This window comes from Ignavibacteriales bacterium (genome assembly GCA_026390815.1).
Classification (GTDB): Bacteria; Bacteroidota; Ignavibacteria; order Ignavibacteriales; family SURF-24; genus JAPLFH01.
The window spans coordinates 37215-63043 of the sequence record JAPLFH010000011.1; the positions used below are offsets into that span (position 1 = coordinate 37215).

At 33.5% G+C, this 25829-nt stretch carries 16 protein-coding genes; 4 read left to right on the top strand and 12 right to left on the bottom strand.

Going from position 1 to position 25829, the window contains the following annotated elements:
• Window positions 1-2: 2 nt before the first annotated feature.
• On the top strand, window positions 3-1517 hold the full coding sequence (locus NTX22_04630) for a magnesium chelatase (GenBank protein MCX6149790.1): 1515 nt from the start codon (window positions 3-5) through the stop codon (window positions 1515-1517).
• 118 nt (window positions 1518-1635) lie between these two features.
• Here the strand turns inward: NTX22_04630 and NTX22_04635 are convergent, their stop codons facing one another.
• The 11 genes from NTX22_04635 to prmC form a co-directional block, all read right to left on the bottom strand.
• A complete protein-coding gene (locus tag NTX22_04635; GenBank protein ID MCX6149791.1) occupies window positions 1636-2958 on the bottom strand; it encodes a TldD/PmbA family protein in 1323 nt (440 codons plus the stop codon).
• A gap of 54 nt (window positions 2959-3012) precedes the next feature.
• Window positions 3013-4563, bottom strand: coding sequence for a metallopeptidase TldD-related protein (locus NTX22_04640; protein ID MCX6149792.1), 1551 nt, complete (start codon window positions 4561-4563; stop codon window positions 3013-3015).
• Between the two features lie 167 nt (window positions 4564-4730).
• Window positions 4731-6422, bottom strand: coding sequence for a T9SS type A sorting domain-containing protein (locus NTX22_04645; protein ID MCX6149793.1), 1692 nt, complete (start codon window positions 6420-6422; stop codon window positions 4731-4733).
• 114 nt (window positions 6423-6536) lie between these two features.
• Entirely contained in the window at window positions 6537-9392 is a 2856-nt protein-coding gene (locus NTX22_04650; GenBank protein MCX6149794.1) for a T9SS type A sorting domain-containing protein, read from the bottom strand.
• A complete protein-coding gene (locus NTX22_04655) occupies window positions 9389-12280 on the bottom strand; it encodes a T9SS type A sorting domain-containing protein (GenBank protein ID MCX6149795.1) in 2892 nt (963 codons plus the stop codon). Before NTX22_04655 ends, NTX22_04650 begins: the two co-directional genes overlap by 4 nt.
• A 219-nt stretch (window positions 12281-12499) precedes the next feature.
• Window positions 12500-15343 (bottom strand): T9SS type A sorting domain-containing protein, encoded by a 2844-nt coding sequence (locus tag NTX22_04660; protein MCX6149796.1) that lies wholly within the window; start codon window positions 15341-15343, stop codon window positions 12500-12502.
• A 292-nt stretch (window positions 15344-15635) separates the two neighbouring features.
• Window positions 15636-17063, bottom strand: coding sequence for an MFS transporter (locus tag NTX22_04665; GenBank protein MCX6149797.1), 1428 nt, complete (start codon window positions 17061-17063; stop codon window positions 15636-15638).
• A gap of 99 nt (window positions 17064-17162) precedes the next feature.
• Window positions 17163-19562: a DNA internalization-related competence protein ComEC/Rec2 gene (locus NTX22_04670; protein ID MCX6149798.1), complete on the bottom strand. Its 2400-nt coding sequence runs from the start codon at window positions 19560-19562 to the stop codon at window positions 17163-17165.
• A complete protein-coding gene (locus NTX22_04675) occupies window positions 19559-20464 on the bottom strand; it encodes a metalloenzyme (protein ID MCX6149799.1) in 906 nt (301 codons plus the stop codon). Before NTX22_04675 ends, NTX22_04670 begins: the two co-directional genes overlap by 4 nt.
• Before the next feature lie 75 nt (window positions 20465-20539).
• Window positions 20540-20998 (bottom strand): D-aminoacyl-tRNA deacylase, encoded by a 459-nt coding sequence (gene dtd, locus NTX22_04680; GenBank protein ID MCX6149800.1) that lies wholly within the window; start codon window positions 20996-20998, stop codon window positions 20540-20542.
• A complete protein-coding gene (gene prmC, locus NTX22_04685; protein ID MCX6149801.1) occupies window positions 20995-21840 on the bottom strand; it encodes a peptide chain release factor N(5)-glutamine methyltransferase in 846 nt (281 codons plus the stop codon). Before prmC ends, dtd begins: the two co-directional genes overlap by 4 nt.
• A gap of 251 nt (window positions 21841-22091) precedes the next feature.
• Between prmC and NTX22_04690 the strand changes: the two genes are divergently transcribed.
• From NTX22_04690 to NTX22_04700, 3 genes are all read left to right on the top strand, one after another.
• Window positions 22092-23288: a hypothetical protein gene (locus tag NTX22_04690; GenBank protein MCX6149802.1), complete on the top strand. Its 1197-nt coding sequence runs from the start codon at window positions 22092-22094 to the stop codon at window positions 23286-23288.
• Window positions 23289-23312: 24 nt separating this feature from the next.
• Window positions 23313-23906 (top strand): rhodanese-like domain-containing protein, encoded by a 594-nt coding sequence (locus NTX22_04695; GenBank protein MCX6149803.1) that lies wholly within the window; start codon window positions 23313-23315, stop codon window positions 23904-23906.
• Window positions 23907-24000: 94 nt separating this feature from the next.
• Complete coding sequence (locus NTX22_04700) at window positions 24001-24468, top strand: DoxX family membrane protein (GenBank protein ID MCX6149804.1); 468 nt, start codon at window positions 24001-24003, stop codon at window positions 24466-24468.
• Here the strand turns inward: NTX22_04700 and NTX22_04705 are convergent.
• Window positions 24455-25816 (bottom strand): MBL fold metallo-hydrolase, encoded by a 1362-nt coding sequence (locus tag NTX22_04705; protein ID MCX6149805.1) that lies wholly within the window; start codon window positions 25814-25816, stop codon window positions 24455-24457. The two genes, NTX22_04700 and NTX22_04705, sit on opposite strands and share 14 nt — an antisense overlap.
• Window positions 25817-25829: the final 13 nt, after the last annotated feature.

Consider the following 25829-nt stretch of genomic DNA (forward strand, 5'->3'; position numbering starts at 1 on the left):
AAATGCAGATTAAAAATTATTCTGAAATAAAAACACTTGGACAATTAAAATATTCCGGTTACTCTCCGAAACCTATTAAAGATGAAATGAGAGAAAACCTTGTTGTTCAACTTAAAGAAAAAGAAAACACTTTTAATGGGATTGTTGGTTACGAACAAACTGTAATTCCAGATATTCATACTGCAATTCTATCCAGACACAGTATTATTCTGCTTGGATTGCGTGGACAAGCAAAAACCAAAATTGCAAGGTTGATGATCAATCTTCTCGATGAATATATTCCAATTGTTGCAAATTCAGAATTGAATGATGATCCGTTCAATCCAATTTCAAGGTACTCACTTGATTTAATAGCTGAATATGGTGATGAAACTCCAATTCAGTGGGTACACAGAAGTGAACGATATACAGAAAAACTTGCAACACCGGATGTTTCCATTGCTGATTTGATTGGTGATGTTGATCCAATAAAAGCTGCTAACTTAAAACTTCCATACTCTGATGAAAGAGTTATTCACTTTGGATTAATTCCTCGTTCGCACAGAGGCATTTTTGTAATTAATGAATTGCCGGATTTGCAGGCAAGAATCCAGGTTGCTTTATTCAATATTTTACAAGAAGAAGATATTCAAATCCGCGGATTCAAGATACGTTTACCACTTGATATTCAATTTGTATTTACAGCTAATCCGGAAGATTACACAAATCGTGGTGCAATTGTTACACCGTTGAAAGATAGAATAGACAGCCAAATTTTAACGCACTATCCAAAATCGATTTATGTTTCTAAAGAAATTACACACCAGGAAGCAAGAATAACCAATGAACAACAAACTAAAATTTGCTCTTCAGATTTAGTGAAAAATTTAGTTGAACAAATTGCATTTGAAGCGCGTGAAAGCGAATATGTTGATTCAAAGAGCGGTGTTTCTGCAAGATTAACTATCTCTGCTTATGAAAATCTTGTGAGTACTGCCGAGCGCAGAATTTTGTTGAATAATGAAAAGGAAACTTCAATCAGAATTTCTGACTTTACTGGAGTAATTCCATCCATAACCGGAAAGATAGAACTAGTTTATGAAGGTGAGCAGGAAGGACCTGGCAAGGTTGCTCAAATTTTAATTGGCAAAGCTATTCGTTCTCAGTTTGCGCTTTACTTTCCAAGTCCGGATAAACTAAAGCGAAGCCAGGAATCGAATCCATACCAGGTAATTGTTAGTTGGTTTTCCAAAGGAAATGAGGTTGACCTGCTGCATAATGTTACCAATTCAGATTATAAAAAAGTTTTGCAAAGTGTTCCTGGTTTAAAAGAATTGATAAACAAATTTCATCCAAATGAAGATGAACAATTTAAATTATTATTGATGGAGTTTGCACTGCACGGTTTAGCTGAATATTCTTTACTTAGCAAATTCAGATTGGAATCCGGAATACAATTTAAAGATATGTTAAGCAGTATGTTCTCTATGTCAAAGGAAGATGATGAAGATGAGTATGATGGAAAAGATAATTATTGATGAGACTTCCTAAACAAAAATACTTCTTGAACTAAATTTTATACCGGAGACTTTAAGAAAAATTTTTTCTTCTCAAAGTCTCCAAATTATAATTTTATCAAATCCTAAAACATCAGAATCAGATACCGCTGAAATCAACATTCTCAAACAACATGCTTGGAATTTTAACTGAAGAATACGGATAAGGATCATTTCCCATTGCAACCAGTTGATTTAGAAATTCTTTCGCATTGCCGGAAATATTCATTTCATTTAACGGATGAACAATTTCTCCGTTTTCAATCAGAAGACCAACGATACCAAATGAAAAATCACCTGTTGTTGAATTAGAATTTCCGCCAATGAAACCATTTACAATGATTCCTCTTTTCAATTCCTTGCGCATATCATCGAATGATTTTGTTCCATACTCAAAGAAAAGATTTGATGGTGAACCAGAAGTTGGTTCCATATCAATCTTTTTTCCATAATAATTATCAACATAATAATGCTGGAGAACTCCTTTATCTATCATTACTCGCTTTTTAGCTGCAATTCCTTCACTATCAAAATGACGGGAACCCATTCCTTTTTCCACAAAAGGATCATCAATAATAGTTAAAACATCGGATGCAATTTTCTTCCCAAGCATGCCATCAAGCCAGGAACTCTTTTGTTGAATTGCGCGTGCAGTCATTGCACCCTGGAATAATGAAAGTATTCTTGAACTCGTTCTGTTTTCCACCAGCATTGTATATTTTCCGGATGCTATTTTTTTCTGCCCGATTTTTTGTAATGCACGTTGAACAGCATATTTGCCTAATAATTCGCATGGTGGTAGTTCTTTATAAAAACGAGTAGTAGCATAGTACCAATCTTCCGGTCGTCCATCGGCATTGTCTTTAACTGTTACTTCTGCACCAGCCGAAAAATATGTTCCACCTGATTCGCCAGAAAATCCATTGCTATGTACCTGGATACCTTCATAAATTCCATCTGAGTAACCAGCAGTTGTAGAAATAATTTTATCGCTTTGTGCCATTGCAACCTGTTCAATCTCGGCTGCCATTTTCACCCGATCCGCCGGATCAACTTTTTCGTAATTACTATCTACTAATTTAAGATCACCTTCAATTTTTGTTGGATAATATTTTGGATCAGGAAGTTTGCGGTATTCATCTTCAGTAAGATATTTTGTACTTGCAACAGCTTCTTCTATAAATTTTTCAAGTGAATCTTTTCTTAAATCGCTTGTACTATGACCAGAATAACGCTGCTTGGCATAAATCTGTAACGAAAGAGAATTTTGTGTTGATTCCTGAAGCTTATCTAATTTTTTATTTCTATGTTCAATTTCTACTGATCTATTGTTGTGTATAGATGCTGATACCTGATCTGCACCACTCTTTATTGCGTGTTTAATAACCCATTCGGCTAATGCCAATCTTTCTTTATTGTCCATATTTATTTTCCTTCTTCAATTTTAAAATTGATTATTAATTTTGATGGAAAAGTCTTAAGCTTTTACTCCGCCCACAGTTATTTTACCTACTTTAACCGTTGGCAAGCCCATAGAAACAGGAACGCCCTGTCCATTCTTTCCGCAAGTCCAGCCGCCTTCAGCCATTTGCATGTCATCGGCAACCATTTGAATATCGGCAAGAACTTTGGGACCATTTCCAATTATGTTAATGTCTTTAATTGGTTTGGTTAATTTTCCATCCTCAATTAAGTAACCGGATTTTACATAGAAGGTAAAATCGCCTGCACCAATAAATACTTGTCCATTAGTAAACGATTCGGCATAAATTCCTTTTTTTACGCTTGCAATTATTTCATCTTTTGTGTGTGGACCTGGCAGCATATATGTATTTCTCATTCGCGGTTGGGGTGCAAACCGGAATGATTCTCTGCGACCGCTGCCAGTTGGTTTAACTTTATAATACTGTGCACTTATTCTATCGTGCAGGTAACTTCTTAATATTCCGTTTTCTACTAAGAAAGTTTTTTCTGTGGGATTTCCTTCATCATCAATATTAATTGAACCGCGGATGTTTGGATTGGTTGCATCATCAACAATATTAACAAATTTTTCTGCAACTGGTTTATTAATTTTATCGCTAAAGATTGAAATGTTCTTCCGGTTAAAATCCGCTTCCATACCATGACCAATTGCTTCGTGAAGAAGAATACCAGAACTTCCGGCAGCAAGCACAACCGGCATTTCCCCGGCATCAGGTTTAACTGCTTCAAATAATTCTACTGTTCTTCTTACAGATTCTTTAGCAAGCCTATCGATATTAGCCGGAGTAAAAAATTCAATTCCTCTTCTCCCGGATAGATCGAAATAGTTTTGTTCTCTTTTACCATTTTGTTCTGCATTACAGCTAACGGATATTTGTCCCATCGGTTGGTAATCGAATTGAATTACACCATCCGAATTAGCAAGCAGAATATATTTAGTTTCATTGGTAAACCAAATATTGGATTTAATAATGCGCTTGTCTTCAGCAAAAACTTTATCGTTAATCTGTTGCAGGTATGGAATTTTTTTATCGATTCCGATTTGCTCCCATGGTGTTTCTATCGGATAATAATTTGGAGCGTCCTTAAGTTTAAGCTGGACTTGTTTAATTACACTTTTAGAATCTGCAATATTGGCGGCAGTTAGTGCAGCCAGTTTCATCGCTTTGGGAGTTATCTCTTCCGAAAAAGAATATCCGGTCTGATCCCCTTTTAATACACGGATTCCAACTCCAAAACCAACATCGCTATATGCCCGGTTTACAGCTTTGTCTTCAAGTCCAATGTAATTAGCAATGCTGTGCTCAAAGAAAAGATCGCAGTAATCTCCTCCCCTGGACAAAGCTTCAGACATAATTTCGCTAATTAATTTTTCGTCAATACCAAAATGATTGTAATAGTCAAGGAGTTTCATATCAACTCCCTTAGTTAGTGGAAATGCTTTATCTAAATTTGATTTAAGAAAAGGTGGAATTAACGCAACAGCTACTAATCCCTTTGAACTTCTTTCTAGAAAAGCACGCCGTGAGATTTTTGAACTCATATACTCTCCTAATTAATTTATAATTGGCAAGTTTTCAGCGGCAATTTAGTAAAAATAAATTGAAGTAGGTAGACCGTTTATAGAAATTTAACATTTTATTTCAGGACGGATAAAGAGCCACTTTAGTTTTAAAAGTGGCTCTACAAAAATGGTAGAAGATTAATCAGTTACTTCATTAAAACAAGTTTCTTAGTCTCTATGGAATTGCCAACTTTTAGCTGATAAAAGTAAACTCCGCTGGATAATTTATAATTTACAGTTGATAATGTATAATGATGAATGCCGGCTGTAAGTTCTTCATTAATTAAAGTTGCTACTTCTTCACCGAGTATATCAAAGATTTTTAGAATTACGAATGACGAATTAGGAATTACGAACGAAATAGTAGTTGAGGGATTAAACGGATTAGGATAATTCTGGTAAAGCTCAAACTTAGCCGGAATTTGATCACTACTTTTTTGAACTTCAGTTACAGAACGATTGAAAAAGTTTTGGACTTCTAATTTTGTATTCTTCAAAACAGAAACACTGTTAATGTTGTCTGTTCCCCGCGCTATCGCTATTGCAATTACAACTTCCTGAGTATCACCAGGTGCAAAGTTGAATGGACCAGAACTAAATATAAAATATCTTTCACCGGCTGGAAGTCCACCAGGCCAGCCTGCTCCTTCATACCAACCTGTTTTTGTAGATGGATCTCCATTAAGTACAAGAGTGGTTGCCTGTCCTGTGACAGGATCGATTATGGGATTACCATCTTTCATTAATCCTTTTAGTCCGTTGTAATATGGAATTGCATCTCCATATGCCGGACAACCATAGATTGTACTTCCACAATTATAAAGCATAAACGAAGTTAAAGGAAGATTCTTATACCCGGTTTTCCATCGATCATTAATTATTGCACTATCATTCTGTGTACCTGGCACAATCGGACCTTGAAGAATCATATATCCAACAGCAGGAGGCGCAGTGCCATAACCTCCATATTGAGCTTCATCTTTGTTATCGCTGTTATAGCAATAAACCATATTAAGAACAGGATGTGAACCTGCATAATCATCAACTGCATTTCCTAAATCGGGATCTACAAAATAACCAAGATACATATCCTCAACATTGGAATTCCCCTTGTTAATAATTGTTTGTTTTTTAAATACTACGTTTTCTAATCCGGGTTGATTGAATGCATAAATACAAGTTTGCACTTCGAATCCAAATGGATTATTCCCAAAATTATAGTTTGACTTAACGCTGTCCAAGTCATTGGAAACAGACCACAAAACTTCATCGCCGTAAAAATTTGCTTCACCAACATCATAACTGCCGTTTCCGTTTGCATCTTTCCAGGGAGCTCCATCCCATACAGGCCATTCCGTTAGATCTTTTTGGTAAGCATCTCGTTTCTCTCCCTGCGGTAAGCTCATCCAGTCCTTTCTGATTTTGTACACTCGGTTCCCCATCAAAGTTGGATCATCAGGTAATCCATTTGGTAATATCTTTCCGGCGGCAAATGCCGTTCTGTGAGTGTTGCCATTAACCGTTACCTGATTATTTACTTTTCCACCCCAGATCAGACCATCAGCAAAAATTGCACTTAAAGTTGCATTTTCTCCACCAGGCCATAAAAAACCTGCACCCGATGGAGTAGTACAACCCGATCCGTTGTTACTTGCCCACATTTTTACTTCATTTATAGCGATATAATTATAAAAATTTACAGTTTGAATCTCAGCGGGATTTTTCTTCAAAAGGGTTTTTGCTTTCAATTCGCATATTGATTCATTGGAAACGACTTGTGGAAAAGCAATTATTGAAATTATCAGAAATGTTAACAAAGCAAGAATTAAAGATTTCATAAGAACCCCTTACCTATTTAATTAAAAAATAAAACCTTCCTTTCCATCCTAAAATTTAGTTAAGATATATAATTACATTACAAACTTAGTAAATCTGCTTTCAAAGTCAACTCATTATTTTAACATCAACATTTTCTGTGTAAGTGATTTTTCTCCTGATTTAAGTTGAATTAAATAAACACCGGAGGATAATTTATAATTTATAGTTGATAATGTATAATGATGAATGCCGGCTTTAAGTTCTTCATTAATTAAAGTTGCTACTTCTTCACCGAGTACATCAAAGATTTTAAGAATTACAAATGACGAATTAGGAATTACGAAAGAAATTGTTGTTGAGGGATTAAATGGATTTGGGTAGTTCTGATAAAGTTCAAACTTTGCTGGAAGAATTTTTTCCTTCTTTACATCTGTCGGAATGTGAGAATCATAAAACTCCTGAACAACTTTTGCTTTTCTTTTTAATTCGGCAACGCTGTTTATATTATCTGTTCCTCTTGCCATTATTATAGCATAGACAACTTCCTGAGTATCTTCAGAAGCCATTTTGGATGGACCTGAATCTACCATCAATCTTCTATCATAAGGCAAAGGTCCTCCGGGCCATCCTTTCCCTTCATACCAACCTGACCCAGCTATTGGATCTCCGCTTAAACCATATTTTGTCGAGAGTCCTGTATTTGGATCAGTTAAAGGATTGCCCGCGAACGTTGTTAAACATCGCATATTGTTATACATTTGAAGTGTACCTTCATAAATTCCAACTGAAGGATCGGTTGTTCCTGGCATCCAGTTTTTAATAATAGGCGTGAACATTGTCATTCCTAAGTTTTTATAACCGTGCTTCCATCTATCATCAAATCTTGCCGAATCTGATATTTCTGACAAGAGAATGGGACCTTGAAGAAGCAAATATCCTATTGCTGGAGGTGGGCTGCCATACATGTAATCATCATTTTTCCCATTATAGCAAAAGCCTAAATTCAAAGTTGAATCACAACCAATATAATCATCACTTGCATCACCTAAATCTGGATCAGCCCAATAAGACAGATACATATCTTTAATTTCTTTTCCGCTTCTGTTTATCAATTTATATTTCTTAAATACAACATCTGCAAGATCATCTTGTCTGTCATATCCAAATGTTGATACCTGAACTTCCAATCCAATTGGGTTGCTTCCATAAGTTCTTATCGAAGTTGCTGTATCAAGATCATTTGCCACAAACCATAGAACTTCGTCTCCAAGAAATCCTGGTTGATCAATACCTTTTGTAAATTTTCCATCTTCATCTTCATCAATAAAAGGTGCTCCTAAATCTCCAGGCCAATTCTGGTAGTTATATTCATATCTGTCTTTCTCAGGTCCACCAGGCAACAATTGCCAATCCTTTTTTATTTTCCAAATTCCTTCCGCAGATCCCGCATTTCCATCTGGTAATATTTTGCCCGGTTTTAATCCTTGTCTATGTGTATTTCCATTCACATAAATCTTTCCGTCAATTTTTCCTCCCCAAAGCAATCCATCTTCAAAACTAGCTCCAATCGTTGCGTCCTTACCTCCGGGCCAATAAAATCCCTGTCCATCTGTAATTGGATCATGAGACCCATCTCCGTTGTTTCCAATCCACATTTTTATCTGGTTGACAGCAACAAAATCATAGTTGGGATTATAACCAATAGTAAAAGTACTATCGCTTATATCATAATTATAATTTTTATCTGTATCTATAATTTTTAGCTTACAATTGGAACTTGGTAAGTTTAGTACCGTCCATTTAAATTTATTTGTTTCAGAAATTTGTTCAGCAATGGTTAACCAATGAAAACCGTTATCTGTACTAATTTCGCATTTAACCCTGAAAACATTTTTGCTTTCCCACTCAAAATTATATTCTGAACCAATCGTTAAATATTCACCTGGTTGAGGTTTCCAAAGGATAAGACTTGAGTAATTGCCGTTTGCATCAGTTTTAATTAATTTAATATTGCCATTTTCTCCTGCTATAATAAAGCCATTATCTCTTGTTTGTCCTATAAAACTTGGAAAACCACCTGAGATAGTTTTACTCCATAAAGTATCACCTTGCTGATTTATTTTCTTTAACCATTCTCTTCCAACAAGGATAAAACAAGAATCATTTGTTTGATTAATAAAATATGCTCTTCCAGATAATGGTTTTACCCAAACATTATTTCCGGCAGAATCAATTTTTGTTACGTAATTATTTCCTGGCAATAGGATTCCTTCGTCAGATGTTTTTATCATTGAATAAGAAATTGAACTTAGTATACTTGTCCATAGTGAATCACCCAGTCTACTTACTTTGAGAAGTTTTGAGTTTGCTAAAAGTGCATACCCATCATAAAACTCAACAACCGGTAGCCTAGTAGTGTATGAAGTAAAAGGTAAATAATAGTTTTTCTTCCAGATTACATTGCCAATTGAATCGGTCTTTATAAGAACTTCACATATATCTGGTGAAGATAAACTTGAACTTGCGGAAGCATATCCGGAAATGATAAATCCATTATCTTTTGTCTCTACTACAAAAGAGCAAAATTCATTTTTAACTGAAGCGAATAACCTTGTCCAAAGCGTATCGCCATTTGAATTTATTTTTATTAAAAACAGGTTAACAACTTCACCGGTTTTCTTTATGGCAATTACTACAAAGTTTCCATCTGATGTAGTTGTTATGAAAGGCGAATTTAATCCAAGCGCATCATAATTCTTTTCCCAAACTTTTTCACCATGTTTATCAACCTTTAATACTCTTAGCTTTGAATTGGTCAAATCACTTGAAATACTATTTGCGTCACGTCCTGCAATAATAAAATCATCTTCTGTTGTTTGCACAACTGAATAGCCAATACCCTTACCAAAATGCTTTTCAAATGTAATACTCTGTGCAATTATGGCTAAATAAAAAAGGAAATAAAATAAAAAGGAAAAAATGATTTTCATTTTATTAACACCAATTTTTTTGTATTGAAATAATTTCCCGCCTTCAGTCTGTATATATATATCCCACTTGCTAATTTACTTCCATCAAATTTTACTTCATAATTTCCTGCCGTTTTTTCCTCATTAACTAAAGTTGTCACTTCTTTTCCAAGCACATCAAATATTTTTAATTCTACTCCGCTCCTTTCTGGAATGGAATATTTTATTGTTGTTGTTGGATTAAATGGATTCGGAAAGTTCTGATAAAGTTTATATTCTTCAGGAATAATTTTACTATCATTAACATCACTCAGAATTCCAAGGTAATAGAAATTTTTTACTGCTTTGGTTTTATCCTTAAGAACTTTAATGCTGTTGATGTTGTCAGTTCCTCTTCCAATTATAATTGCATACACAACTTCCTGAGTATCACCAGGAGCAAAGTTAAATGAACCGGAAGTAACCATAAGTCTTCTATCACCGGGGTAGTGTATTGGAGTGATATCATAACCGGGAGGCCAACCTTTACCTTCATACCAACCGATTTCAGCTACCGGATCACCTGCTAAACCAAATTTTGTTGTATCACCCGTATTCGGATCAATCATCGGCTCACCTTCATTTCTTAATCCATTAAGTAAATTATAAAATTGAAGCGTGCCCTCGTATCGTCCTTGAGATGGATCATGTGTCCAGAATGAACCTTTCATATTTGGAACGAAAGAACTCATTCCCAAATTCTTAAATCCATTATGCCAGAAATTGTTGAAGAAAGCGCTATCGGAAGAGTTTGAAGTTTGCTTTGGTCCTTGTAATAAAAGATAACCTAAAGCAGGCGGCGGTGTACCATAACCATAATTTCCTGATCCATCAATATTATCTGCGTTGTAGGTAAACCCGAAATTTAGAAGTGTATCGCAGCCAACATAATCATCATTACCATCACCCAGGTCTGTGTCCGACCAATAACCAAAATACATATCTTCAACTATTGAATTGCTTTTATTTATAATCTTATATTTTTTGAACACAACATCAGCCAAATCATCAGTCCTGTTATAACCATAAGTTGTAGCCTGAACTTCCAATCCGATAGGTTCGCTTCCGTACGTGTAGTGAGTAATTGTTGAATCAAGATCGTTAGCAACAAACCACAGTGTTTCATCGCCTTCAAACTTTGGTTTGTCTATTCCTTTTGTGTACTGCCCATCGTGGTTTATATCTTCATACGGGGCACCAAGTTCGCCAGGCCAGTTATTATAATTGTATTCAAATGCATCTCTTTCAGATCCGGGTGGAAGCGATTCCCAATCTTTTCTAATTTTCCAAATATTATAAATTGGTTTGGTGGTAGTATCAGGCAAACCATTTGATAAAATTTTGCCTGGCTGTAAGCCATTTCTATGTGTATTACCATTTACATTTATTACTCCATTTACTTTCCCTCCCCAAATTAAGCCATCCTGAAATACAGCACCGATAGTTGCATCTTTGCCACCGGGCCAATAAAGTCCCGCCCCATCTGATCTCGGATCGTGTGAACCCATTCCATTATTACCAACAAACATTAAAATCTGATTGATGTCTATGTAATTGATGGTGCCCGGATCAAAGATCCGGAAACTTATTTCGCTTATATCAAAAAGCTCAGGATATTCAGCATCAACAATTTTGAGTTTGCCTTTTATAGTTGGTGTTTCGGGTACTACCCAAACATATGAGCTAGTATCCGGCAAATTCTTCACAATCTCAATCCAGTTTACTCCATCATCAGTTGAGTAATATAAATCAACTTTATTTACTGCTTCACTTCTCCAATTAATAGTGATACTATCATTTATAAAAAAAGTATAATTGGAAAGTGTAAGACTAAGTCTTTTTACTTCATACTCATTATTTGTTTTCATTAGCCAGGGTGGTGAATAAACTGCAATATAATCGCTAGCACCACTGATTATTAGCCCTTTATCTAAAGCTTCCTTTACAAAAAGGGCATTGTAGTTATACAGACTTTTCTGCCTTATTAAATTTCCATCTTCATCAAGAATTTTTAAAAACCTATTATTTTGCCCATAGGATACAAGAGCAATTTTTTTATCATAAGTTTCAACCATATCAGTAAGTTTAAAAGGGAAATCTTTCTGCCATAAAATATTGCCGGATTTGTTGAACTTATATAATTTTGTATTAACACAAGCTAAAAATCCTCCATCGGCTAATGGAGTAATGCTGTTCACCTTCATATCCAGTTTGGTTGTCCAAAGTGAATCACCGTTTTGGTTTACACCAAGTAAAGAACTACTATTTGCAATTACTAGTTTATCATCTGCAAGTTTTATAAATTGACAATCAATATTGGAAAAGAGTGCGGGATATTTGTAATGTTTCATCCAGATAAGATTACCAAGCGAATCTGTTCTAATCAGAATTGGATTTACATAAGTACCAGCAAGAATTAAAAAACCAGAATCATCCATCTGCATTACCATCATTCCATATTCCTTCAACAATGAATCACCATAGAATTTCTGCCATTCTAATTTGTTGTCGGAGCTAAACTTTGTAAGAGAGATATTTACGTAGGAATTTGGGTTTTTCCCTTTAATAATAGAAGAAACAACTGTCCAACCTCCATCAGAGGTATTACATAATGGATTTGATCTGAGAAACAATTCGACTGTTAAATCATTATAACCTATAACTCTGCCTTTCTGATCAATATGTACTATTTTCATTGTTGGATTATAAATAGCAATAGCTACCAGGTAACTGCTGTCTTTTCTTTGCTCAGATCCAAGATAATTGAAATTCTTGTAGCGAGTATAAACGCTATCAAATGTAATAACCTGTGCATTGTAAGATGATAGACATAAAAATAAAAGAATGAAGAAAGTTTTTATCTTTTTCATATACCTCTCAAAAATTTGTTGTCATTTTGGACAGGATTTTATTTGTAAGCAAATAGAAATAATGGCTTTCGATTAAATATTCGCCATCCTTTGTTTGGATAGCTGTAAATCCAGGACTTTTAGAATAATCTCTAATGAAAGTGTTCGTCTGAGAAAATAACTGTCCATTTAACAGTAAACAGCGCTTAAGGCAAATTAAAATTATTTTTATATAATTCATCATTTTATTAATACTATTTTTTTTGTATTGAAAAAATTTCCTGCTTTCAGTCTATAGATATAAACTCCGCTCGAAAGATTACTTCCATCAAAATGAACTTCATAATTTCCAATGGATTTTTCTTCATTAACTAAAGTTGCTACTTCCTTGCCAAGTACATCAAATATTTTTAATTCTACCCTACTTCTTTCTGGGATAGAATATTTTATTGTTGTTGTAGGGTTGAAAGGATTTGGAAAGTTCTGGTAAAGTTTGAATTCCTTGGGCAAGAAATTACTTTTAGCAACATCATCCAGAATTCCAAGGTAATAGAAATTTTTAACCGCTTTGGTTTTATCTTTTAGAACTTTTACACTATTTATATTATCCGTTCCTCTACCTATAATAATTGCATAAACAACTTCCTGAGTATCGCCAGGAGCAAAATTAAATGGACCGGAAGAAATCATATGTCGTCTATCTCCAGCAAAAGGTCCTCCTGGCCAGCCATTACCCTCATACCATCCAGTATTAAAGACTGGATCACCAGAAAGAGGAAATTTAGTTGTATCACCTGTGTATGGATCAATATAAGGTAATTCAGGTGCTTGATATGAATATCTGGATCCTTTTAAATAATAATAGAAGCCAAGTGATCCATTATAACCTATCGGTGGATCAAGTGCATAAAGCCACGTCTTGAATATTGCTGCATATGCTGACATAGTTAAATTTTTCTTTTCCTTTACCCATCGTCCATCAAAGTAAGCACTATCAGATAATTTTGATGGACAAGTTGGTCCTTGTAATAAAAAATAACCTAAAGCAGGAGGAGCAGCACCATACGCTTGATCATTGTTACTACTGTTGTATGCATATCCTAAATTGAGTATTGAATCACATCCAACATAATCATCACTACCATCACCTAAGTCGGTATCCGACCAATAACCGAAGTACATATCTTCAACAGTAGTTGTGCTTTTATTTATAATCTTATATTTCTTGAACACAACATCAGCCAAATCATCAGTCCTGTTATAACCATAAGTTGTAACCTGAACTTCCAATCCGATAGGTTCGCTTCCGTACGTGTATTGTGTAATTGCTGAATCAAGATCGTTTGCTACAAACCAAAGTGTTTCATCACCTTCATACTTTGGTTTGTCTATTTCTTTAGTGTATTGACCATCGTGGTCTATATCCTCATATGGTGCTCCTAGTTCACCAGGCCAGTTATCATAATTGTATTCAAATGCGGCTCTTTCGGATCTGGGTGGAAGCGATTCCCAATCTCTTCTGATTTTCCAAATATTATAAATTGGTTTGGTGGTAGTGTCTGGTAAACCGCAAGACAAGATTTTCCCCGGTTGTAAGCCACTTCTATATGTACTACCATTTACATTTATTACTCCATTTACTTTCCCTCCCCAAATTAATCCATCCTGAAATACAGCACCGATAGTTGCATATTTTCCACCGGGCCAATAAAGTCCCGCCCCATCTGATCTCGGATCGTGCGAACCCATTCCATTATTACCAACAAACATCATAATTTGATTAATAGCTATAAAATCTGAAGTGGAATTATAAGTGATCGAGAAGTATTCATTACTTTCATCAAACAGAGTTGGATTATTTGCATCGCTAACTTTTAATTTGCATTTATCTGAAGATTTCCCTTCCATTGCAAATTTATAAAATCCAGAATCAGGGATGACAGATGCAATTCTATCCCAACTAGCTCCACCATTAGTTGTTAAATCAATATTTACATTTGATATACTCTGACTATACCAATAAAAAATATATTCCCTCCCAATTACACAAGATTGAGCATCATTAAAAGAAGTTAAAGCAACCCCGCTTGCATTTCCATTTGCGTCTGTTTTAATCAAACTGATATAATTATTTATATGCCCTGCTAAAATAAATCCTTTATCTCCTGTGCTTTGAATTTCATAAAAATAATTTGGAATTACTATTTCCCATAATTTATTTCCATCAGCATCAGTTTTTAAAATTCCACGGTCTACTAAAGCAAAACCACCATCTTCGGTTTGTATTACTGATCTAAAAGTCCAATTGGAATAATTTTTTGTCCAAATTTTATTTCCAATTTTATCAGTTTTCATTAAAAAATCTTCACCACATAAAACAAAACCACTATCGCTTGTCTGGAAAAAGTCCGTACAGGATTTTGAAAGATTCTTTACCCATAATGAATCACCATCATCAGAAATTTTGAATAACCTACCTTTGACGTATAACATGAAATTATTATCAAACGTTTTTTGAATATCAAGAAAAGTAATGGATGAAGTAGGGAAACTAAATAATTTGCGTTTGATTAAGTTGCCATCATAATCAGCTTTAATAATCATTGTTTTATCAGGAGAATTTAATGCTTGATGGGTACCTGCTATTAAATATCCGCCGTCATCTGTTAGAACAAATGATTTACCAAATTCACAAGCGGTAGTGAGGTAAGTTTTAGTCCAGATTGTGTCTCCTGATTTGTTCAATCGGTACAAACAAACATTCGTATCATTACCTTCTTTTGTACCAACGAAACTATATCCTTCATCGGAATGTTGAACAACTCGTAAAAAATAAGGAAGCGGCTCAGTTAGATTTTCGAACTTTTTTTCCCAGATAAGATTTCCTGCATTATCTGTTTTAGTTAATATTACAATTTTATCATAATACAAATAACTACCGATTAAATATCCTGAATCTTTAGTCTGAATGACTGAGCAGCCACCACCTCTTGAATAATTTTTAATGAAAGTGTTCGTCTGTGAAAACAATTGGAAGGAAAACAGTATTGTGAATAATAAAATTGAACGATAGGTTTGTTTCATTTCAAACTCCCTCTTCCAAATGATACAATGTAAATCTCAGTTAACTTTAAGTCTTTGTGACTAATTTTTACTTCCCGAACAGCAAAATTAAAAAGACACTATTAACGTAAAATATTTTCTTATTAGAAGCAATGTGAATATGAGTAAAGTCAAAGGAAGGAATCTGGGAAACGGGGAATCAGAGAAACGGAGAATTGGAGAAATGAGGAAACGGAGAAGTGAAGAAGCGGCGTTAGAAATACATTGAGACTCTGGGAAAATTATTTATCCCGGAGTCTCAATGATTTAAAAATTATTCTTCGTGCTTAACTTTAAATCCTTTCATCATCCATTTTCTTGCAAGCACTAAACCAACCGGAGATATTATAGCGATAAATCCGTAATACAACCACATTGTTTCTGTGTGCATTTCTGCAGGTGCAACTCCCTTTGGAGCATAATGCATCAAGAACCAGCCGGAATATAAACTTGTAACAACTTTAGTAAGGAACCAAGGAAACTGACCAATACCCATGTAAATTCCAGTCATTCCTTTTGGAGCAATATCTGCAACCCACTGAAGGAATCTTGGCTGCCACATTGCTTCTCCGATCGTCATTATAACTAAATAAGCAAACACGTTAAAAACAGTTGGTCCTAATGCAAGGATAAAAGTTGGTGAAGCCATAACAAAAGTACCATAGATCATCATCTTATAAGTATTTTTTTTAATTGTTAAAGCAGCAACCATTGGAGTTAAAATGAAAATTAATATAGGATTGAAGTTGGTAAAAAATTCAAAGTTATCCTGAACAACACCGGTAAATGCCCGACTAAAATAAACAGGAAGCGTTAACCAGTTATGAGCAAACAAAGTTTGAACCGGAATAAGAATGAAAATGAAATACATAAATCGGAAATCTGTTATTGGAAAGTTTTTAACATAGAACATAATTTTTTCTTTGGCGGATTTTTCATCCTGAGCTTTTTTATCTGCAGCAATTTTTTCTTTAGAGTCTTTGCTCATTTCCTGAATTGTCTTATCAATTGTTTTTTTTGAAAGAATTATTGCTACCACAATAATTCCCAGAACAGTCAACACTACATAAACCCACATCACTGCTAAGATTCCATCTTTTTCATTTCCAAACGCTTTTCTGATTGGTGGAGCCATTAAGCCAGGAAGAAATCCACCAAGATTCATCAATGCATAAAGCATGGCGTATCCCATTGCAGAAGTTTTTTCGTTTGTGAATAGTTTTACTGCCGCATAACACGCAGGTTGATAAATTCCATATCCCAAAACAATTCCAAAAATTCCAAGCAAAGCAATAAGATGCGCCGTAGACCACAATCCAACTGATGAAGTAATATTTGGTCCAAGTGTTAGGAATATTCTTCCAATCAACATGAAGATTAGAGAGTAGATAAGAGATTTACGGACACCAATCCAATCAACAGTTGCCCCAAGAAAAAGCATGGCAAGCGTAATTCCAGCAGTTTGAAGCCCAACCATTTGTCCGGCTCTTATATCATCAAGTTTTATAAAATCAGTAAAGTAGATTACTAAATAACCAACTACACCAAAGTACGTTAGTCCTTCAAGTAAATAAGAAAGATTAACTCCCCACAGTGCACGAGATGCATGGAATAAATCAATGAATGGTTGAGTTATTTCTTTTAAAACTCCTTTGAAGACATTTCCACTTGTGTGTTGTTTGTCTTCTTTATTTTGTTCCATAAAAACTCCAATTTGAATAAATTCTAATAACAGGTTTAATTTTGCCTGCCAAGATAATGAATCATTTTGTCTTTTCTTACTAACAAAGAATGGGGATTTTTATAACCGGCGCCATCCCATATTTTTAATAATTTCACCGTCGCTGGAAAGCATTATACACCCTAACTTATCTGTTCTTAGAATATTGATATTTCTTTCCTGTACTCTTTGCAAAGTAATTGGTGATGGATGTTTAAATTTATTGTACTGTCCGGCACTAATTAAAGCATACTTTGGATTAACAACATCTAAAAATTTTGTAGATGAGCCGGTTGAACTTCCGTGGTGACCAAGTTTTAGTAAATCAGATTGTAAGAATCCTGCGAAATTATTAATTAGTTTGCTCTCAGCTTTCTTTTCAGCATCACCCACAAATAAAAAGCTATTGTTGCCATAAACAATTTTGATAATTCCACTTCTATCATTCATTTTAAATTTAGAAAACTCATTATCATTTGGATTGTACAAAAAATAAATTCTCGCATCACCAATCTTTAAAATATTTTTATTGTAATGATGAACAAGAACTTGATTCTCCGCAAGAAATTTTTCTAAACGAATATCTTTTTTGTAAGAAGTGTCAAGTGGTGGTTTATATATTTCTTGAATAACTCCATTATGCACCAATGAAACAAATCCTGCATAATGGTCGCTATCAACGTGCGATATAAATCCATAATCGATTTTATCCACACCGAGATATTGAAGAAGAGGCAAGATAATTCTTTCTCCATTATCAAAATATTGCGTGGCTTCACCAGCATCAATCAACGCAGTTTTTCCATTCGGAAATTTTAAAAGAAATGCATCACCCTGCCCAACATCAATTGCAGTTATACTCAATTTATTTTTAGGCAGATATTCTTTATTGTCTAAAGAGCTAAGAATTAAAATGTTTGCGAAAGTTAGAATTATTAAAATGAACTTTGTCTTTGCAATTACAAATTTTTCATAATTGTAGAAGATGATAAATATTAAAAAATAAAATATTAACGCATCTAAAACGGAAAATTGCCTGATTGCAAGAAATGAAAATTTGAAACTACTTAGCTGATGAGCAATCCAATATAAAAACGCAGTTGCTAAATTATTTACACTTGCATATACAATTGCGGCTTTTAGCCAGACAATACCAAGAACTAAAGTTAGTATTCCAATGCTAATCATTGCTCCGGTTAATGGTACAATAATTATATTGGCAACAAGCGAAATGAGAGATAGCTTCCTAAAATAAATCAATGTAAAAGGTAGAGTTCCGATTTGAGCAGCAAGAGATACTGTACAAAAAAGCAAAAGTTTTTTGAGGTAGTTATTTTTAAGATTTATTTCATTTATCCTTTTCTTAAAAAATGGAGTTAATGCAACAATTGCTATTACAGCCGCAAAAGACAATTGTAAACCAGGATCAAATAAGTCGATTGGATTTATAATTAAAATAATTAATGCTGATAAGGAAATAGAATTATAAATGTTAGTTGATCGATTGGAAAGAAAAGCAGTTAGAATCACAATTCCCATGATGGCAGATCTTACAACCGATGCTGTTGCACCGGTAACATAAATGAAAAGAAATATTCCAATTATTGTAAGCGTAGTTCGCAAATAGAGATTCAGTCTGCCAAATACAAATAGAAAAATTACAAGGATGTATGCAACATGCAATCCAGATACAGCCAGTACGTGAACCACTCCAGTATTAATAAAATCAGTTTTGGTTTCATCATTTATTTCAGTTCGGTCACCAACAAGTAAACCTTTCAGCAAAGCCGATGTTTGTGCATCATGCAATTCTGTAATACTTTTATCAATTGCTTTACGTGCATCTAAAATCAAATTTGGGATTATTTTATTTGTAAAATTTGTGATTTTAAAATCATTGGTTGAGTAAGATGTAAATAATCCGCTGATTCCTTTTTGTTCAAGATAATATTGATAATCAAATTCACCGGGATTCCTTTGTTCTCTTCCTTTTGTAATCGTGCCTTTTATTGCCACATAATTTCCAACACTAGAGTTATTATATATTGAATCCAGATTTTTTCTTGATTCATCTCTTACTCTACATAAAAATGAATGATTAAGTCTTGTTAAATTTCCAGAAATTCTAACCGAATCGACTTGTACCGTCATTCTAATTTCATATTCACGATTTAGTTCAATGTCTTCAATCATTCCGAAAATTTCTGCATTTTGAATTTTGGAATCATTAAATGGATATGGATGAATTGATATTTGCGCAATTGAGTATGAAACGATTCCGAATGAAATTATTAACAATGAAATAGAAATGATTGAAAATAAATCTCCCAGTTTCAATAATCTTGATAAAAGGAATAGTGTGGTTAAAGATCCGATTACAATTAACTGGAGATCAAGATTAAGAGGAAGAATAAACACTTTCGCGAGAATAATTCCCAGAACATAGCAAAGAGTTACTTTTATTAAAGGATAATCCTTCATTTATATAAATTTATTATTGCCTGTTTTATTTGAGTAAGGTTTTTAATCTTCTTGCTTAATTCTTTGGCAAATTTTCCTGCGGTAATAGTTAATGCAGGATTCAATGTGTGCATTTTTACAGAAATATCTTCCAGGTTTCCATGATCCGAACAGATTATTAACGTTATCATTTCTTTGTCCAGGTTTTTTAAAATGAAATATAAAAACCGGTCAAACGATTCCATAATTGTTTCCATTTCTTCACGGTGCCTCCAATGTCCAAGATGATCAGTAAGAAAATATTCATATACAGTTAAATGATTCTTAGCGGAAATTCGTAATAATCTTTTAGCTGCTGATTCTGGGCTTATAATACGCAATTTGTAACCAAGTTTTCTTACCCATCTATCATTGGTAATATCGGCAGCTAAAGCTCTCCCCTTCCAAATATCAGAGGAATGATATAAAGGAATTCCACTAAATCGGCAGCTTAATGTGGTAGTGCTTAACCTGGTTTTACCAGATTTGATATAATCGAAAAATACTTTTGGATAAGCATTAACAAAAACTACTTTCTTTTTTCTTCGTTTCAATTCAAGGAAAATATTTTTTGTTTTTAATTGTGGAATAGTTGTGGAATGCGGGAATGGACCAAAATGTCGCCCAGCAATCTTTGGAGCATTTACGCCACAAAAGATTGATGTCTGTCCAGTTCCGCTTTGTGGTAATCCTTCAACGCCAAGTAATGGATCAGTTGGAAATAAATAACAGCCATCAGAATTTAAATATAAATTATCAATTGAAGGTGGTTGACCAAAGATATCATTTAGAAATCTGAAATGATATTTGAAAAAAGGATTTATTGCTGGATCCGGTTTTCCAATTCCTACCCCATCCACAAATATTAATAATGTTGATTGCATAATTTTCAATTTTAACAGAAAGCTGACTAACAATTAAAATTTACTTTGATCTGTGTAAATCATAAACACATCGGACTATTTTTCTAATTTAGATTCCACCAAAATTGTAACTGGTCCATCATTAAATATTTTTATCAACATCATTGCTCCAAAGATTCCAACTTTTACCTTTTCCTTACCTAAATTATCTTCAACTCTTTGAATGAATAGTTTGTAAAACTCATCAGCTTTTTCCGGACGTGCTGCATCGATAAAGCTTGGTCTATTGCCTTTTCTTGAGTCGCCATAAAGTGTAAACTGAGATATGATAAGAACCTCTCCTTTAACATCTTTAATTGAAAGATTCATTTTTTCATTTTCATCTTCAAATATTCGGAGGTTGCAGCACTTGTCCGCAACGAAATTTATATCCTCAGGTTTGTCATCATTGTGAATTCCAAGAAGTATAACCATTCCTTTACCAATCTCGGCAGAATAATTCTCTTTTGAAATATAAACCCCACCCTTAGTCACTCGCTGTACTAATGCCCTCAAACTAATTCTCCATAAACTACTCTTTCAATATTTAGGAAATCTTTTTTAACAATTACATTACGAAAATTATTTTTCTCGAAAATTATTTTAACATCACTATGTTGTCCTTTGCCAACCTCAAAGAATAAATAGCCGGGTTTATTCAAAATCAAATTTGCTTTCTCAGAAATTAATTCATAAAACTTAAGTCCATTTCCAAAATCCGAGATTGCGTTGGCTGGTTCATAGTTAACAATTTCTGGCTGAAGAGTTTTATATTCATTTATCGAAACGTAAGGTGGGTTGGACACAATTACATCAAAATTATTTTCAGGATTAAAGTCTTTAATGTCTGCATTCACAAATTTTATTCTTTCATCCAGATTATTAAGTTTTTCATTTTCTTTTGCAAGATTTATAGAATCAGGACTAATATCAATTGTTGTAACTGTTGATTCGGGAAATAATTTTGCAAGACATATTGCAATGTTTCCACTTCCAGTTCCAATATCAAGGAAGGATAATTTATTTTCTTTGGGAAAATAGTTCAGAATTGTTTCTATCAATATTTCAGTTTCCTGCCGAGGGATTAGAACAGATTTATTTACCATGAACTCGAGTCCATAAAATTCAACTGATCCCAATATATATTGTAGCGGTTCAAATGATGACCGGCGTTTTAAGAACTCGCGGTATACTTTGATTTCCTCATCCTTCAAAGGTTTATCGAAAGACAGATACAAATCCAATCGTTTGCATTTTAAAATATGCGCGAGCATAATTTCTGCATTAATTCGTGGAGAATCTATTCCTTTTTTGTCCAAATAATCAGTTGTAAGTTGAATGCCTTCTAATACAGTCATAATCGGTTACTAATTTCTTTAAAGTAAAGATAGTGAAGGATAGCTAAAATGTAAATTGTTTATTATTTAGTTAACTCGTTTCAAAAATATATTTTGCTAAGCAGGAAGGCAATAAATAAATCCTTTGTTAATCCTAAATAGCTTTGACTTTTTAGTTTCAATATAATAAGTTGGAACTCATTAATAAACTTGATATTTGAATTTCATTTGGAGCTTATTTTTTTCGCAAACTAAAATAAGGTAATCATTCAATGGAATGGATACTTCTAATTATCTGGTTAGCAATCATTAATGGTGGTTTGGGTGGACAATATATTCTTAACTGGATGGGCACCCAGCCTAAGTACACAGGCGGTAAAGCATTAGATATTTCACCAGGAGTAATGACCTGGTGGAGAGAAATTTCAAAATTACTTTGGGCGGTTATAGCTGTAACTATTGAAATAATTCGTGGGAAGAAATTAAAATATTTTTGGCCTGGCATCATTTCAATGTACACTATTATTATTTGTGCATTTACCGGAGTTATAGAGAATATCGGATTTTTTTATCTTCCAAGGTATTATTCACCACATATTTATGCACCCTATCTTAACGTCTATTTAGCCTTTCTACCATTTTTCGGAAAATTTCTTTTCGATGCGGTAATTAGAAAGGAACATTGGATAGGAATTTCTCTTGTTATAATTGGTCTTGCAGTTCCACATATTCCCTGGATGATTGGAGAAATAAGAGATCCAAATGAAGTTTTGGATTTTAGCGCTATTATCTGGGTTATAATTATAAATTGCTGTCTTTTATCTCAACAGGTACTAAATAACAAAACTGTACAAACTGCAAAAGCGGGAGTTGGTCCAAATGCTTTAGTAGTATGGCGGGAAATATGGAAAATGGTTTTTATTTGTTCAGCTCTATTTATATTCCCCATTGTTGCAACTTTGTTAAGAGCAAATATTCCAGATAAGATTGAAGCATCAAAATTTGAAAATTCTGTACTCTTAAAACTTGATGAAAAGAAAAAAACTTATCTTCTTGATTATTATGATAAATCTGATAAAGAATATGTATTAAAAAATAATCTTCCTAAGGAAGTTGAAAATAATATTGAAACAATAATATCATCTACCGGATACCATAGATTTTTTGCTTTATTTCAAGGAAACATTATTCCCAATAACTGGTTACCGATTTTATTTGTAATTGCGGCTGGTTTTACTGGATACATTTATAGTTTTGGGTTTTTTAAGTTATCTAAATTTGCTGCTCACTTCTGGATGCCATATACAAACGTTTGGCTGGCTCTGCTTCCATTTGTAATGTTGTTGTTTGGCAAAAATGTAACTATTTATCAAATAGCAGGAGCCGTAGTAGTAACATCCGGATTGATGGTTGGAGTTTTAGACATTAGTCGTAATAAAGTTGAAGAGATTGAGAAAAAAATTAAATGATTAACTTTTAGTATTTTTTAACCAATGAAACAAAAAGTTGATTTCAAAGTAATTATTGTAATTTTATTCGCAAGTTCAATCCTCGGTATATTATTTAATTTTTTCTATTCAAAAGGAATTTCCTTAATACGAAAAGAAAAAGTAATCGCCTGGGCGAAGGATTCGATTGTGAATGGAAATGTTGAAAGTGAAATTAAAGATAAAATAATTAGCGGAGTTAAAAAGAAAGAGAATATACAGTCAAAACAATTATCTGATGGAAAGAACAAAGACAACCAAATTCTTTTAAAACCAGCATTTATTTATTTGAAGCAAGCTTCCACTCTATTCAAATCAAAGAAAGCAATTTTTATAGATGCGCGCGATAAATGGGATTTTGCAGATGGACATATTCCAAATGCATTAAATATTCCAGAGTACAGTTTTGATAATAGCAATCCAATTTTACAAACAATTCCATTGGATAAGACAATCGTTACTTACTGTGGAGGTGATGATTGCGATATTAGTTCTAAACTCGCAGAAAATTTATTCGGTTTAGGTTACAAAAAAGTATTTATTTTTTTTGGTGGATGGAATGAATGGATAAAAGCCGGGTATCCGTCTGAGGTTAAATAGTGGAAGATGGAATAAGGTTGATGGAATGTAATTACGGTTTATCAATAATAATATTTAACGTAAATTTTAGTATCGAAACAACATTCGTGAATTTATGAAAGAAATTATTTCTAATAAATATTTGCTTCTTGTTTCAAGACTTGTATTAGGATTTATATTTATATACGCCGCTGTTGAAAAGATTGCCGATCCTTCTGGATTTGCAGATTCAATTTATAACTATAAAATTCTTCCACCTTATTTTATAAATATTATTGCAATTGTTATTCCCTGGATTGAATTTATTGCAGGTTTGTTTTTAATATTTGGAGTAGCAATAAAGGAAAACGCTTTCATTATAAATACATTTCTGGTTTTATTTTTATTTCTTATCACCATTAGTCTATTTAGAGGATTGAATATTGATTGCGGCTGTTTTGGAACTGTTGGTGGTGAATCCGTTGGAATAAAAAAAATAATCGAAGATGTTTTGCTGCTATTACTTGGTATTCAAATTTATTATTTTGATTCAAAATCCTTTTCAATCAACTCAATTAAAACAAATGGAATTAAAAATCAATAGTTTTTCCAACTTCAGCATAATGAACTTTGATGTGCGGATATTTTAACAATATATTATACCCCATCCAATTTATTCCCTCGTTATCACCATGAATCAAAATTACTCTTGAAGGATTAGTTTGTTTTACAATTTCTAATAATTCCTCTCTTTTTGCATGTGCAGAAAAGCGAAATTTATCAATTAAACATTTTACTTTAATGGTAGTTGAAAAATCCTTCAATTGAATTTTATCTCCTTTTTGTGCATTGGCTATTTTATATCCTGGCGTATCGGGATCCATATAACCAACTACAAATATTGCAAACTTATCCTGTTTTAACCAATCCTGTGCTAATTGAAATGAAAGAGTACCTTCAATCACCATCCCGCTTGGTGCAAGAACAATGGATGGATTTTTTCTGAACATATTAAAGTCGGCTTCATAAATTTCTTTTTGCGGAATTTCCGATAATTCAAATTCCTGATCAATTCTACGGGTAACATAACGATTGTAATCATAAATTCTATTTATTTTTTTCCCTATTCCCCCGGAATAAATATCAGTTTTAATAAGAAGACCTTTAGACATCAAGTTCCAGATGGTTGCAAGAATTTCTTGCATTTTACCAAGAGAAAAAACAGGAATTAATATTGAACCTCCATTCTGTAATATCTGGTTAGCACTTGAAGAAAACCTTTTAGCCTCATTCCACCAGATTGGAATTTGAGAAGAATCTGTTGAACCATAAGTAGTTTCCAGAATTAAAGTATCAACTTTTTGGTTATTTAAACTTGCACCTTTTATTATCGCTTGATCAGAAAGATTAATATCACCTGTATAAAATATTCTTTCATTTTCACTTTCGATCAGAATACCACTGGAACCTAAGATATGACCAGCATCTATAAATGTAATTTTTATTTGTTCTTTGTTATGTCCCTTAAATCCAGCAACAGTAAATTGATTACTATGTTCAACGTAATTAATGCTCTTTATCAGAAGATCAATTTCATCGTGAGTGTATGGACTTAATTTTGGATCTTTAAGTGATTGTTCTTCCAGAATGGAAACGGTATTATGCAAAGTAATTTCTGAAATTGCTCTTGTTTGTGGGGTAGAAAAAATTTTTATATACGGATGCTGTTTTACCAGAAATGGTAAAGCACCAATATGATCGTGATGAGCGTGCGATAAAAACACGAAATCAACATCTTTATCTTTAATCAAATCCAGTTTTGGTAGTGCATCAATTCCAATTTTTCTAGGATGCATTCCACAATCCAGGATAATTCCTGTTCCGTTAATATTTAAATAAAAACAACTGGAGCCTATCTCGCCAGCACCACCAAGCGGTAAAAATTTAATCATCTTATTTTTATGT

Bases quoted from the DNA above. Each gene is read 5' to 3' on its own strand.
- NTX22_04655 (MCX6149795.1), bottom strand. From the start codon at position 12,280: ATGAAAAAGATAAAAACTTTCTTCATTCTTTTATTTTTATGTCTATCA.
- NTX22_04695 (MCX6149803.1), top strand. From the start codon at position 23,313: ATGAAACAAAAAGTTGATTTCAAAGTAATTATTGTAATTTTATTCGCA.
- NTX22_04630 (MCX6149790.1), top strand. From the start codon at position 3: ATGCAGATTAAAAATTATTCTGAAATAAAAACACTTGGACAATTAAAA.
- NTX22_04670 (MCX6149798.1), bottom strand. From the start codon at position 19,562: ATGAAGGATTATCCTTTAATAAAAGTAACTCTTTGCTATGTTCTGGGA.
- NTX22_04640 (MCX6149792.1), bottom strand. From the start codon at position 4,563: ATGAGTTCAAAAATCTCACGGCGTGCTTTTCTAGAAAGAAGTTCAAAG.
- prmC (MCX6149801.1), bottom strand. From the start codon at position 21,840: ATGACTGTATTAGAAGGCATTCAACTTACAACTGATTATTTGGACAAA.
- NTX22_04700 (MCX6149804.1), top strand. From the start codon at position 24,001: ATGAAAGAAATTATTTCTAATAAATATTTGCTTCTTGTTTCAAGACTT.
- NTX22_04635 (MCX6149791.1), bottom strand. From the start codon at position 2,958: ATGGACAATAAAGAAAGATTGGCATTAGCCGAATGGGTTATTAAACAC.
- NTX22_04645 (MCX6149793.1), bottom strand. From the start codon at position 6,422: ATGAAATCTTTAATTCTTGCTTTGTTAACATTTCTGATAATTTCAATA.
- NTX22_04675 (MCX6149799.1), bottom strand. From the start codon at position 20,464: ATGCAATCAACATTATTAATATTTGTGGATGGGGTAGGAATTGGAAAA.
- NTX22_04690 (MCX6149802.1), top strand. From the start codon at position 22,092: ATGGAATGGATACTTCTAATTATCTGGTTAGCAATCATTAATGGTGGT.
- NTX22_04705 (MCX6149805.1), bottom strand. From the start codon at position 25,816: ATGATTAAATTTTTACCGCTTGGTGGTGCTGGCGAGATAGGCTCCAGT.
- NTX22_04665 (MCX6149797.1), bottom strand. From the start codon at position 17,063: ATGGAACAAAATAAAGAAGACAAACAACACACAAGTGGAAATGTCTTC.
- NTX22_04660 (MCX6149796.1), bottom strand. From the start codon at position 15,343: ATGAAACAAACCTATCGTTCAATTTTATTATTCACAATACTGTTTTCC.
- NTX22_04650 (MCX6149794.1), bottom strand. From the start codon at position 9,392: ATGAAAATCATTTTTTCCTTTTTATTTTATTTCCTTTTTTATTTAGCC.